The organism is Evtepia gabavorous (genome assembly GCF_003425665.1).
GTDB classification, from domain to species: domain Bacteria; phylum Bacillota; class Clostridia; order Oscillospirales; family Oscillospiraceae; genus Evtepia; species Evtepia gabavorous.
The window spans coordinates 1-12,056 of record NZ_QQRQ01000039.1 but is presented as its reverse complement, the minus strand read 5'-3'; the positions used below and the strand labels follow the sequence as shown (position 1 = coordinate 12,056).

The window sequence follows — 12,056 nt, the reverse complement described above, 5'->3', positions numbered from 1 at the left end:
GCGAAATTCCTTGTCAGGTAAGTTCTGACCCGCACGAATGGCGTAACGATTTGGGCGCTGTCTCAACAGCCCACCCGGCGAAATTGTTGTACTGGTGAAGAAGCCAGTTACCCGCAACTAGACGGAAAGACCCCATGGAGCTTTACTGCAGCTTAATACTGGAATTCGGTAATTCATGTACAGGATAGGTGGGAGACATGGAAGTACGGTCGTCAGGTCGTATGGAGTCGCCCTTGGGATACCACTCTTGGATTGCTGGGTTTCTAACCTGCGGCCGTGAATCCGGTCGGGGGACACTGTTAGGCAGACAGTTTGACTGGGGCGGTCGCCTCCTAAAAGGTAACGGAGGCGCTCAAAGGTTGGCTCAGCACGGACGGAAATCGTGCGGTGAGTGTAAACGTATAAGCCAGCCTAACTGCGAGAGTGACGGCTCGAGCAGTAACGAAAGTTGGAGTTAGTGATCCGGTGGTATGTGAGTGGAAATGCCATCGCTCAACGGATAAAAGCTACCCTGGGGATAACAGGCTGATCTCCCCCAAGCGTCCACAGCGACGGGGAGGTTTGGCACCTCGATGTCGGCTCGTCACATCCTGGGGCTGTACTCGGTCCCAAGGGTTCGGCTGTTCGCCGATTAAAGTGGCACGCGAGCTGGGTTCAGAACGTCGTGAGACAGTTCGGTCCCTATCTGTTGCGGGCGTAAGAGATTTGAAGGGGGCTGTCCTTAGTACGAGAGGACCGGGATGGACGCACCTCTGGTGCACCTGTTGTTGTGCCAACGGCATAGCAGGGTAGCTAAGTGCGGACGAGATAAACGCTGAAAGCATCTAAGCGTGAAACTTTCCCTAAGATAAGATCTCTCATCCTTCGAGGAGTAAGGCACGACAGAGACTATGTCGTAGATAGGCCGGAGGTGGAAGTGCAGTAATGTATGGAGCTGACCGGTACTAATCAGCCGAGGGCTTGACCTGAGTCTCAGGTTAAGAGTAAGAAGTGCAGGCGCTTGCTTGGGGTATGGCGGTTACTTTGTTCGGTTTTGAGGGTGTGGATATTGCCACAACCTTTTCTTGAGGGAAAAGAAAGCAAGGGAATGAAACTGAGTCAGTATGCACCTTTAGCTCAGCTGGTAGAGCACCTGACTCTTAATCAGGGTGTCCAGGGTTCGAGTCCCTGAAGGTGTACCAACGGCCCGTTGGTCAAGCGGTTAAGACGGCGGCCTCTCACGCCGCAAACATGGGTTCGATTCCCGTACGGGTCACCACGTTTTGGTTGACAAGACGCGAAAAATTTGATAAGCTGTTATTGCGACAGCGAGTTGGTGTTGATTGCAGTGAGGGTCCACCCGTTCCCATCCCGAACACGGAAGTTAAGCTCACTTGCGCCGAAGATACTTGTTTGGAGACGAACTGGAAAAATAGGTAACGCCAACATAGGAAACAGGACAGTCAGTTGACTGTCCTGTTTTTTATTGCTATAATAAAGAAAATTGTTTGGCTGTGGGAGGAAATGGCATGGAAATGAGAAGAAAGGACTTAGCGGTCACGGAGAAAGAACAAATCGACGCCATCATTCAAAGCTGCGACTGTGTTCGGCTGGCCTTTGCGGATGGCACCCATCCCTATATTGTACCCCTGAGTTTTGGATATCACCGGGAGGACGGCGTGTCCAAGTTCTATTTTCACAGTGCAGCAGCAGGGCGGAAGGTGGAGCTATGCCGGAAGCTGGGCTATGCGGGATTTGAATTGGACACCAATCGTCAGCTGAAGCCAGATGAAAAGCCCTGTGATTTTTCGGTGGCCTATCAAAGTGTGGTGGGGGAAGGAACGATTACAGAACTGAAGACGCCGGAAGAAAAGACAGCGGGCTTGCAGGTTATTATGAAGCACTATTCTGACCGGACAGATTGGACGTTCCCGGAAGCGGTACTCAACAGGACCTGCGTGTTCTGCTTAACTGTGGTGGAGCTCAGCGGGCGAGCCCATGGATGAACAAAGAAAAGGCACAGGTCAAAACGACCTGTGCTTTTTGATTGGGTGTCTGTTTAAGGGGAGAGTGTCTCCACTAGCTGAATCACATACCCGTCGGGATCTTGTATGAAGTAGAAACGAAGGGATGGATTGGGGGACATAGGGGGCGGGCAGGAGATTCCGGCCGCCTCCAAGGTGGACAGAAGCTTGCGCATGTTTTCTGGCGCAAATCCCAGGGAGAGACCGGGGGCTGGAACCTCCGGCAGGGGCTCGGCGCTTTCAATGAGTTCCAGTTTCGTGCCGGGGTCTGTGCCTAACATGACGATTTGATGTCCAGGAGGACCAAAGCGATCATGGATGGGCAGTCCCAGCAGGTTGTGATAGAAGGCAAGGCTGTCCTCCAGGTTCCGTACACGAATGGTGGCCCAGGAAAAGGTCATAGAAACACTCCTCTCTGCCTATGATGGGATTGTCTTTAGTTTAGCATAGAAGTGCCATCCCGGCAAGAGCGTGTTACGATTCGTTTCTGGAAAACCAATGTTTACAGGCCTCCCACCATTCCACAGCTTTGAATCGGATGGTGTATGGCTGAGATTCCTCACTGATCAGTGCATACTCCTGGTGGGACAGACCGGCGGTTTGCAGAGATTCCTCTGTGACAGCGGAGAGACAGAGGGAGGGAAAGACCACACACCACCAGTTTTTTCCTGCGCCCTCACCAATGAGCACCCGAAGGGCCTGATAATTTCCGGCGGGAAGGGAGACATTTTCATACTGCCGGGTGGGGAACCAAGTTTCCTCCAGACAGACCTTTACAGGGTAGTGATAGCCCCGGGCGGCGATTTCCTGGGCGGCGGTCTGGGCCAGTGCGTCCAGGTTGTCCTGTAAAATGGCGGCGGCTTGGGCTGCGGATTCCTGGCCGGAGAGCAGGGAGGCCGTTTGCGCCAGAATTTTATCCCGGACCTGCAGCTTGAGGGTCTGGTCGGCTTGGCTGTCTGAGTTGGCCAGGACATGGAGACGAATTACCTTTTCCGCCAACTGAGCTTGGGTGGCCTCGGCCCAAAGGGCAGTACACACGAGAAAGGCGAAGAACAAGGCCAGCACCCGACGCCAAGGAAAGGAAAAACTATGTAATGCTTTCATAAAAAAACACCGTCCACTTTCGTATTTGCTGAAAGTATGGACGGTGTTTTTTCGTTTTATACACGGGCAGGTCCCATTCCGCTGGGAAACGCATGGAGAAAAAATTTTTTCACGACGCGCTCAAGGTATGCTGTTTTGCACCAGGGGCTCTGCCAGAAAGACCTCGTCGTAGTCCTCCCGCAGCTGTGCCCAAGCCTCTTGGGCCTGGGATGCCTGAGAGAAGATCCCGAACACGGTGGGACCGCTGCCGCTCATCGCGGCGCCCAGCGCACCGGCTTGGATCATGGTATGTTTGATTGCTTCGATTTCCCGGTGCTGGTGGGGAGGAAGAACTCCCTCAAAGACATTGAACGTCCGGCGGGCAATCCCCAGCAGGTCCCCTTGTGCCAAGGCGGCCAGGGTTCCCTTGGTATCCGGGCGGAGATGGCGCCTTTTCTTGTCCCATTCCCGAAACAGGGCAGGGGTGGAGATGGAAAACCGGGGCTTACATAGGACGAACAAGCAGGCGGGCAGGGCGGGCAGCGGGGTTAACGTTTCCCCCCGTCCCTGGGCCAGGGCGGTGCCGCCCAGCACGCAATACGGGACGTCGGAGCCCACCGCCGCGCCAATCCGGGCCAGGTCCTGGAGGGAAAGGCCCGCGTTGGTGAGGAGATTGAGCCCCCGGAGAACGGCGGCGGCGTCACTGCTCCCGCCGGCGGTGCCGGCGCAGACGGGGATGCGTTTTTCAATGGAAATCCGCAGATCCGTCCAGCTCTGGCCGGTGGCCTGCCGAAAGGCCACCGCAGCGGCCACGGCCAGGTTGCCCTTGTCATTGGGCAGAAAGCGCAGGCCGGACTCCGCCCGGATGCCTCCGGGAAAGCCCAAATGCAGATGAATTTCATCACACAGGGAGACCGACTGCATCACCATCTCCATCTCATGGTAGCCGTCGGGCCGGGTCCCCAAAATATCCAAGGTCAGGTTGAGCTTGGCGGGGGCGGAGAGGGTGAGAGAGCTCACTTGATTTTCCGGGCCTCCAGGTAGAACCGTTTATCGTGGGCCTCTCCCATGGAGAAGGTCTTTCGGGGCAGCGCGCCGTCGAAGATCACGGTGGGGAAAAGCTGGTCTTTTCCCATGCCGGGGAGGAGGAAGCCGATGCTGTCAGGCTGCTGCACCAACTGCTCCACCACGTCCTCGCCGTGGATGTAGTCAATTTTGCCTCCATGGGCCTCCAGATACTGGTCCAGGAAGGTCTGGAGGGTTCCTACCTCCAACTGAGCGGTGGGATGGGGGACGGTAAGGATTCCCCTTTCCCCGGGCAGGACATAGGTGATCTGGTGGCCCTCCCCTGCCCCATAGTGGGCGCCGGGATATGCCGCCAGCAGGTCCGCCAAAAGCTGCTTGGGATCGACCCCGAAGAGGACCCGGTGAATGGGCTCAAACTCCAGGGAGTCGTCGTGGAGGTTGACCAGCTCCACCAGGGCGTAACGGGCGGGGTGGGTTTGGCGCTCCGCCTCGGACAGAGTGGGCTTGAGCTCCTCCCAGCAGGCCTTGGCGGTGGCCAGGGAGTGATTGCCGTCGCCCATGGCGTAGGTCAGCACAGGCTTGCCCTCGGCGTGGTAGAATTGAGCGAAACGGGCCGGGTCTGCCAGGCCGGCCAGCTGCTTCTGCACCTTGTCGGCCTGTTCCTTGGAGAGAAGATACCCAGAGACCCGGCCACCCTGTTCCATCAGGGTGGTGCTGTAAATCATCTGCATCTGCTTCTTGCTCTCCTTCCGCAGGAAGGGCTCGATGATTTCTTTTTTGGGGTCGTCGATGAGGACCATAATGTGGGGCAATTCGATGGGCGCGTTTTTCCGGACCTTCATCCGGGGGGGGATGCGGGAGAGAACGGTGCCCTCGGTGGCGCGAATGGGGGTGCCGGACCCCTTCTCGTAGCTGTACTGCTCCAGATCCAGCTTGCCAATCAGGCCCAGACGGGTTTTCCCGTTGGAGAGTTTGCGTTCCAGAAAGATCATGGCATCCTCCAGCTCCCGCAGGCGGCCCTCTTCCAGGTACTGCTCCATGGTCTGATTGATTTTCTGAATCTCCTCCTCCACGTGCTCACTTTCCAGCTTGCTCTCCGGCAGGATCAGCCGGAGGGTGGAGGGGGCGTCACCGACGAATTGGTCTACTCGCTCCCAGTATTCCGGCTGGGAGGTGTATTGGTCGCAGGCCACCACGGCCCATTTGGTCAGGCCGCAGTCCTGAGGCAGCAGGATGTTGGCCGGGGAAAAGGCGGTTTCATGCATAGGGGTGTTCCTCCGTTCGTGATAGTGATTCGGGTATGTCGTAGGATAGGGACTTACAGTGCAAAGAGTTTTTTCATCAGCACCGGGGCGCCGGCGGGGTAGGCAGGACCCTTTTGGCCGGATTCTTCACAGTAGGGAAGGCCCAGACCCGTGTCTTTCCGGCTGTCATAGAGCAGATAAGGGACGGGGTCGGCGTCGTGTCCCCGGGTGGCGGTGAGGGTTTTGTGGTCGGAGAGAATGAGCAGCCGGTAATCCGTGCCCTCTTCCGCCAGGGCCTGGGTCAAGGGCCCCACCACCCGGCTGTCCAGCCACTCGATGGCCTGGAGTTTGCCGGGGAGGTCCCCGTTGTGGGTGCACTCGTCAGGGGCCTCCACGTGGACGGCCACAAAGTCCTTGCCGCTGCGCAGTTCCTCCAGGGCGGCGGCAACCTTGCCTTCATAGTTGGTATCCAGTTCTCCCGTGGCGCCCGGGACCTCCCGAATATCCAGACCGGACAGACGGGCGATGCCGAAGCACAGGGGCACCGCGGAGATCACCGTGCCGGTTTTGTGGTACTTTTCCCAGAAGGATTCCAGGGCCACGGCGCTGCCCTCCGCCCAGAACCATACGCCGTTGGCGGGGCGCTTTCCCTCCGCCCGGCGCTGTTCATTGATGGGGTGGTGGTCCAGGACCTGGTGAGCCAGCTTCATGAGAGATTTGAGCACTTGGGCGTTGTCGTTGCCCGAGGGGAGCAGGGGACCAATGACCTCCCCCAGATGGTCGTGGGGGGGAAGCAGGGAGATCCCGGTGATGGAGGCCCCGGACTGCACGGCGATGTGCCGGAAAGAGGCGGCGGGGTGGACCACCATGCCGGCCTGCTGGGCGGCCTGCTGGAAGGCGGGGTCCCGGAAGAGGTCGGTAATCAGCTGGATAGACTGGTTCCCTTCAATGGAACCGCCGGAGTGGGAGAGGATACGCTTTTCCTCAAAGGGGAGGTCGCTGTCCTCATAGGTGACCATGTTGCACCGATAGGAAATGTCTCCGGGCTGGAGCTGGATGCCTGTGGCGGCAGCCTCCAAGGGGGAGCGGCCTGTGTAGCAGACATTGGGGTCTGCCCCGAAAATGGACAGAATGGCGGTGTCGCTGCCGGCGGGCAGACCGGCGGGGCAGTTGACCACATTGCCCACCTCACCCTTGGCGGCCAACCCATCCATGACGGGGATGGCGGCGTGCTGAAGGGGGGTTTTGTTGTCCAGGGTGGGGACGGGATTGTCAGCCATGCCGTCTCCGATGATCAAGATGTATTTCATGGGTTCTCCTTTCCGGGATGGAAAATTTATGGGTCCTGGTCGGAATCGGGCTGGCCGATGAGTTCCTTCCAGTACGTTTGCTCTTGGATGGTGCCCGACTGGGCATCTAAAAGCTCTAAAATCAAGGTGTTGGAGAGCAGGAAGCCCTGGGGGGTGAAATGCCACCGGTGATCGGACTGCTCAGCCCAGTGATGGCTCTCGAAAAACTCCAGCCGCCGGGCGATGGGCTCAAAATTCAGGCCGAACTTTCGGCGGTATTCCCATTCCTCGATGCCCCGCAGAGTGCGCATGCGGAGCATCAGGTACTCCCGGGCCTGTTCCGGCGGGGTGATGGGCTGAATCTCCTCCAGCTGGGCCGCGCCGGCGGCGATGGCCTGGAGGTATCCCTCCAGGTCCCGGGGATAGGCATAGCGCTGACCGCCGAAATAGGAGTGTGCCCCAGGGCCGAAGCCCAGGTACTCCCGGCCTGTCCAATACTTTAGGTTGTGCCGGGACTCCCTGCCTGGCTTGGCAAAGTTGGAGATTTCATACTGCCGGTATCCTCCCTGCTGCAAAAGCTCCACAGCCCGGAGGTAGAGATCGGCCTGGGCATCCCCGTCGGGCAGGGAGAGCCCCAGGGAGACCTGGTGGGCCAAGGGCGTGTCCGCCTCCACTTTCAGGCCGTAGCAGGAGAGATGCTCAGGGGACAGGCTCATGGCCTTGTGCAGCGTGTCCTCCCAGGAGGCCATGGTCTGACCGGGCAGACCGTAGATCAGGTCCAGGCTTAGGTTGTTGATTTTGGCCTGCCGGATGTCCGCCACCGCCTGGACCACCTGCTTGGGGGAGTGGATGCGGTGGAGGCACCGAAGCTGCTGGGGGTCCGCGGACTGCACCCCCAGGGAGATGCGGTTGACCCCGCTGCGGCGCAGACGGGCCATGGAGCGCCAGTCCACGCTGTCTGGGTTGCACTCCACGGTGATCTCCGCCTGGCGGCTGACGGTAAACAACCGCTGAATCAGGGAGAGAATCTCCCGCAGGCGTTTTTCCCCATAGTAGGAGGGGGTGCCGCCGCCAAAGTAGACGGTATCCGCCACCCAGCCCTTCATCCGGGGGCCAAAGGAGCGCAGGTGGGTCAGCAGCGCCCGCTGGTAGCGGTCCATCTGCTCCTCCTGACCGGCCAGGGAGTAGAAGTCACAGTAGTCGCATTTGCTCTTGCAGAAGGGAATGTGGATATAGATGCCAAAGGTGTTGGCCACAAAGATCACTCCAATCCTGCGTGAATCCACACCTATTATACGCATCTTTGGCACAGATGGCAAGAAAGGATTACAGGGAGATTTTTTGGGTGGCGATCTCCTCCTGAAAGGCGCGGTCATGCTCCACAAAGAGCATGGTGGGTTGGGCTTGCCGGAGCAGGGAGGTAATCTGGAGCCGGGTGTGGAGATCCACGAAGTTGAGGGGCTCATCCCACACGTACAGATGGGCGGGCTGACAGAGACTGGCGGCCAGCAGAACCTTCTTTTTCTGGCCCGCAGAGAAATCTTCCATCTTTTTTTCAAACTGCACCCGTTCAAACCCCATTTTTCGCAGAATCCCTTTGAAGAGACTCTCGTCCAAATGGTGTTTTTCCGCGAAATGGGACAACAGCCCGTTCAGGTGGGCGGTGTCCTGGGGGACATAGGAGACCACCAAGCCGGCACTGGTGGTGATGGTGCCGCTGTGTGGGATGGATTCCCCCAGCAGGACCTTGAGCAGGCTGCTTTTCCCACTCCCGTTTTTCCCATCCAGAACCACCCGTTCTCCGGGATGGAGGGCAAAGGAGACCGGGCCGCAGACATCCCGTCCGCAATACTGGACTTTGACCTGGGAAAAGACCGCCAAAGGCCGGTCTCCCCGGCAGGGCAGGGGAGAGAGTTTGAGGGATTCCAAGGGTTCCCAGTTCTGCAAAAGGCCGGATTTGGCCTGGATTGCCTGCTGCTGCCTGGCTTCTATGGCCTTGGCGCGCTTCATCATCTTTTGGGCCTTGTGGCCGATGTATCCGCGGTCCACCGGCCCGGCGCCGTATTTCTTCTCCTCGATTCGGTCAGACCAGACGGAGGTCTGCCGGGCCGCCTTCCGCAGGCGGGCGATGTCCTTCTGGAGCCCTTCCTTTTGGGCCTGCTCAAAGGCCTGCTGCCGGTTAAAGTTTTCCAGCCAGGTGGAGAAGGTCCCGTTTTGCACGGTGATGTTGGCGCGGTTGAGGGATAGAATGTGGTCTACACAGCCATCCAAAAAGTGACGGTCGTGAGAGACTAAGATAAAGCCCTGCTTTCTTCGCAGGTAAGCAGAGACCAAGTCCCGGGCCTGGGTGTCCAAGTGATTGGTGGGTTCGTCAATCAGCAGGAAATGTCCCTCCTTGAGAAAGAGCGCCGCCAGAAGAACCTTGGTCTGCTCTCCCTTGGACAAGGTGGCAAAAGGACGGAAAAGGACCTCGGGGTCCACGTCCAGGTAGGACAGCTCTCGGAGCAGTTCCCATGACTGGGCCTGGGGACAGACCGACTGGAGGACATCTTGGGTCCATTGGGTTTGGTCGGCCACGGGGTAGGGAAAGTAGTCAAAGGGGACGGAGGAGACGATGGTCCCCTGATAGGGGTAGTTTCCCATCAGAAGCTGGAGGAAGGTGGTCTTTCCCCTTCCGTTTCTGCCCACAAACCCCAGTTTCCAGTTGGTGTCGATTTGAAAGGACACCGAGTCGAAAATGCGGTCATGGCTTGCCGGGTAGGAAAAGGTGAGATCTTCCACTTTGATCATAGACATAGGCGCAGCACTCCTTTCTCTGGCCGTTGAAGAGGGGAAATCCGCAAAAAATAAGAGCCGCAAGAAGGAAGTCTTCTTGCGGCTCAGGACAATACAAAACACCACCAGAGCGGTGGGGAAGGGAAAGGTCCGGGGAGCAGATTCTTCACATTCTTGCTTTTGGCGCAGCAAGCCCTTTTTTCCCTGGACATGCTGCGGATTCCGTTGGATTAGCAAGAAATTTGAATCATGGGTTCCCCTCTCATTTTCCATACGATGGGTTTAGCATAGCACAGAAAGGGCGATTCGTCAACCAGGCGGCGCCAACTGGGCGAGGGAGAAAAACACCCCTGTCAGGCCCGGGGTGGGAGTTGCCAGAGACCCTGGTTTGGTGGTATAATCAACCCGCTTTCATCCTTTTTTCAGCCAGGCCTCAATGGGGGCCAGGGTATCAAAGTCGATAAAACTGACGGCGTTTCCATAGCTATCCAGCAGGGCCTGGGTGTCGGCGGTGCGTTCGGTCACGGGCTGGCGGCGGAGAATGGCGCAAAGCCCCTTCATCATCAGCCGGTGCTTGGTGCTCAGCGCCTGGTAGTCTATGGCCCCCCGCAGAGGGACATGAGCGGTCCGGACAAAGATGCCGGGGGAGAGCTCCTTGGCCAGGGACTCCCGAATGGAGAGCAGATTGTCCTCGTTGGCCGGGTCCGCCAGGCCCACGGTGGCCACCAACAGGCGGAAGGGATGGTCTGTGGGCAGGCGTCTGGCGGTTTTGGCCAGGCCGGTGGTTTTGCCGACGTAGAGACCGCCCACATAGACAATGGTGTCAAAAGGGCCGAAGTCCCTTACCTCTGCGTAGGAAACGGCGGGGAGGCCTGTCCTCTCCTCCAGTGCTTGGGCATACTGCCGGGCAGCGCCGTAGCGGCTGCCATAGAGAATGATGCCATTCATCGGATAACCTCCTTTGGGATGCTGTCATAAGGAAAGTGTACCACAAAAAACGCGGCAACGCCAGAGAAAAGAGAGGAGGTCTGTCTATGCGCCGTTTGACCCTGCGCCTGGGAGAGGCCCAGGCGGGGAGGACCGTTCACACCCTGCTCCGGCAGGAGCTTCTGCTGTCCGCCGCCAGTGTCCGGCGGGCCAAGACCCTGCCGGACGGCATTCTGCTGGACGGGCAGCCTGTGTTCACCAACCAAACAGGACGGGCGGGACAGCTTCTCTCGGTGGCGGTGGGGGACGTGGCGGGGAGCGAACAGATTCCGCCGGTTCCCGGTCCCCTGACCATCCGCTATGAGGACGAGGACCTGGTGGTGGTGGAGAAGGAGGGGGGCGTCCCCGTCCACCCCAGCCAGGGGCACCATGGGGACACGCTGGCCAACTTTCTGCTGGCCCACTACCGGGACCAGGGGCTGGTGGCGGCCTTCCATCCGGTGAACCGGCTGGACCGGGGAACCTCCGGCCTCATGGCGGTGGCCAAGCACGCCCACGCCCACGAGCGGCTCCAGCACCAGCTGCGGACGGGGGAGCTGGCGCGCACCTACCTGGCGGTATGCCAAGGGGTGCCGGTGCCCCGCCGGGGCTGTGTGGACCAGCCCATTAGCCGGCTGCCGGGGTCGGTGCTGAAGCGGCAGGTATGCCCCCAGGGCGCCCGGGCCCGGACCCACTATGCCGTGGAGCGAACCGGCGCCGGGCGAAGCCTGGTGGCGCTGCGCCTGGAGACCGGGCGGACCCACCAGATCCGGGTGCACATGGCGTTTTTAGGCTGCCCGCTGGCCGGGGATTTCCTCTATGGGACGGAGCTGGAGGCTCTTCCCCAGCGGTTTGCCCTCCACTCGGCCGCCCTTCGGCTGCGCCAGCCCGTCACCGGGGAGGAGATTGCCCTGTCGTCCCCTCTGCCAGCGGCACTGTCTGCGCTGCTCATTGCAAAGTAACAGGAGAAATAGAGATGCTCAATACGTTATCTTTTCTTCCCATCCCCCTGCTCCAATGGTATGGGGAACATGCCCGGGACCTGCCCTGGCGGCGGGAGCCCACCCCCTATCGGGTGTGGGTGTCGGAGATCATGCTGCAGCAGACCCGCGTGGCGGCGGTGCTGGGGTATTTTGCCAAGTTCATGGACGCTTTTCCCACGGTACAGGATTTGGCGGCGGCTCCGGAGGACCAGCTGATGAAGCTGTGGCAGGGGCTGGGCTATTACAGCCGGGCACGAAATCTCCAGAAAGCCGCCCGGCAGATTGTGGACACCTTTGGCGGGGTATTTCCCACAGACTATGGGGACATCCGTTCCCTGGCCGGGGTGGGAGACTATACCGCCGCGGCCATTGCCTCCATCTCCTTTGGCCAGCCTGTCCCCGCGGTGGACGGCAATCTGCTGCGGGTGGCCGCCCGAGTGATGGGGGATGACACGGATATTACCACCACCCAGGGCAAGCGCCATTTTACGGCGGCCTTGCAGGAGATTATCCCCTTGGATTTCCCTGGCCAGTTCAATCAGGCCATGATGGACCTGGGAGCTATGGTCTGCCTGCCCAACGGGGCGCCTCTGTGCCAGCAATGCCCGGCGGAGGCATTCTGCCAGGCCAGAAAACAGGGGAGAACCAAAGACCTGCCGGTCCGCCCGGCCAAGAAGCCCCGGCGGG

11 protein-coding genes, 2 tRNA genes and 2 rRNA genes are annotated in these 12,056 nt (G+C 59.3%); 7 read left to right on the top strand and 8 right to left on the bottom strand.

Annotated features, from left to right (window positions below):
* The 5 genes from DV520_RS11595 to DV520_RS11575 form a co-directional block, all read left to right on the top strand.
* A 23S ribosomal RNA gene (locus DV520_RS11595) occupies window positions 1-968 on the top strand; the annotation flags it as partial.
* A gap of 137 nt (window positions 969-1,105) precedes the next feature.
* Window positions 1,106-1,181, top strand: a tRNA-Lys gene (locus tag DV520_RS11590).
* A gap of 2 nt (window positions 1,182-1,183) precedes the next feature.
* A tRNA-Glu gene (locus DV520_RS11585) sits at window positions 1,184-1,258 on the top strand.
* 53 nt (window positions 1,259-1,311) lie between these two features.
* Window positions 1,312-1,427, top strand: a 5S ribosomal RNA gene (gene rrf, locus DV520_RS11580).
* An 81-nt stretch (window positions 1,428-1,508) separates the two neighbouring features.
* On the top strand, window positions 1,509-1,985 hold the full coding sequence (locus tag DV520_RS11575) for a pyridoxamine 5'-phosphate oxidase family protein (protein ID WP_242984700.1): 477 nt from the start codon (window positions 1,509-1,511) through the stop codon (window positions 1,983-1,985).
* 53 nt (window positions 1,986-2,038) lie between these two features.
* Here DV520_RS11575 and DV520_RS11570 read toward each other — a convergent pair whose 3' ends face one another.
* The 8 genes from DV520_RS11570 to DV520_RS11535 all read right to left on the bottom strand — a co-directional run bounded on the left by DV520_RS11570 (window position 2,039) and on the right by DV520_RS11535 (window position 10,368).
* Window positions 2,039-2,404 carry a VOC family protein gene (locus tag DV520_RS11570; RefSeq protein ID WP_021918952.1) on the bottom strand — a complete coding sequence of 122 codons (366 nt, stop codon included), beginning with the start codon at window positions 2,402-2,404 and terminating at the stop codon, window positions 2,039-2,041.
* 73 nt (window positions 2,405-2,477) lie between these two features.
* Entirely contained in the window at window positions 2,478-3,107 is a 630-nt protein-coding gene (spoIIR, locus tag DV520_RS11565; protein WP_117142968.1) for a stage II sporulation protein R, read from the bottom strand.
* Window positions 3,108-3,227: 120 nt separating this feature from the next.
* Entirely contained in the window at window positions 3,228-4,106 is an 879-nt protein-coding gene (gene ispE / locus DV520_RS11560; RefSeq protein ID WP_117142967.1) for a 4-(cytidine 5'-diphospho)-2-C-methyl-D-erythritol kinase, read from the bottom strand.
* Window positions 4,103-5,377 carry a DUF1015 domain-containing protein gene (locus tag DV520_RS11555; RefSeq protein WP_117142966.1) on the bottom strand — a complete coding sequence of 425 codons (1,275 nt, stop codon included), beginning with the start codon at window positions 5,375-5,377 and terminating at the stop codon, window positions 4,103-4,105. Before DV520_RS11555 ends, ispE begins: the two co-directional genes overlap by 4 nt.
* A gap of 53 nt (window positions 5,378-5,430) precedes the next feature.
* Window positions 5,431-6,666 (bottom strand): 2,3-bisphosphoglycerate-independent phosphoglycerate mutase, encoded by a 1,236-nt coding sequence (gene apgM, locus DV520_RS11550; protein WP_117142965.1) that lies wholly within the window; start codon window positions 6,664-6,666, stop codon window positions 5,431-5,433.
* A gap of 26 nt (window positions 6,667-6,692) precedes the next feature.
* Complete coding sequence (gene hemW, locus DV520_RS11545; RefSeq protein ID WP_117142964.1) at window positions 6,693-7,901, bottom strand: radical SAM family heme chaperone HemW; 1,209 nt, start codon at window positions 7,899-7,901, stop codon at window positions 6,693-6,695.
* A 70-nt stretch (window positions 7,902-7,971) separates the two neighbouring features.
* Window positions 7,972-9,441 (bottom strand): ribosomal protection-like ABC-F family protein, encoded by a 1,470-nt coding sequence (gene abc-f / locus DV520_RS11540; protein ID WP_117142963.1) that lies wholly within the window; start codon window positions 9,439-9,441, stop codon window positions 7,972-7,974.
* Window positions 9,442-9,831: 390 nt separating this feature from the next.
* Window positions 9,832-10,368, bottom strand: coding sequence for a flavodoxin domain-containing protein (locus DV520_RS11535; protein ID WP_117142962.1), 537 nt, complete (start codon window positions 10,366-10,368; stop codon window positions 9,832-9,834).
* Window positions 10,369-10,454: 86 nt separating this feature from the next.
* On the opposite strand from DV520_RS11535, the gene DV520_RS11530 reads away from it, so the two are divergent.
* Together DV520_RS11530 and mutY are read left to right on the top strand one after the other, a co-directional pair.
* Window positions 10,455-11,348: an RluA family pseudouridine synthase gene (locus DV520_RS11530; protein ID WP_117142961.1), complete on the top strand. Its 894-nt coding sequence runs from the start codon at window positions 10,455-10,457 to the stop codon at window positions 11,346-11,348.
* A gap of 14 nt (window positions 11,349-11,362) precedes the next feature.
* Window positions 11,363-12,056 (top strand): A/G-specific adenine glycosylase (mutY, locus tag DV520_RS11525; RefSeq protein ID WP_117142960.1); only part of this gene is annotated, 694 nt, incomplete at its 3' end.

Bases quoted from the DNA above. Each gene is read 5' to 3' on its own strand.
- DV520_RS11575 (WP_242984700.1), top strand. From the start codon at position 1,509: ATGGAAATGAGAAGAAAGGACTTAGCGGTCACGGAGAAAGAACAAATC.
- DV520_RS11570 (WP_021918952.1), bottom strand. From the start codon at position 2,404: ATGACCTTTTCCTGGGCCACCATTCGTGTACGGAACCTGGAGGACAGC.
- spoIIR (WP_117142968.1), bottom strand. From the start codon at position 3,107: ATGAAAGCATTACATAGTTTTTCCTTTCCTTGGCGTCGGGTGCTGGCC.
- DV520_RS11555 (WP_117142966.1), bottom strand. From the start codon at position 5,377: ATGCATGAAACCGCCTTTTCCCCGGCCAACATCCTGCTGCCTCAGGAC.
- apgM (WP_117142965.1), bottom strand. From the start codon at position 6,666: ATGAAATACATCTTGATCATCGGAGACGGCATGGCTGACAATCCCGTC.
- abc-f (WP_117142963.1), bottom strand. From the start codon at position 9,441: ATGTCTATGATCAAAGTGGAAGATCTCACCTTTTCCTACCCGGCAAGC.
- DV520_RS11535 (WP_117142962.1), bottom strand. From the start codon at position 10,368: ATGAATGGCATCATTCTCTATGGCAGCCGCTACGGCGCTGCCCGGCAG.
- DV520_RS11530 (WP_117142961.1), top strand. From the start codon at position 10,455: ATGCGCCGTTTGACCCTGCGCCTGGGAGAGGCCCAGGCGGGGAGGACC.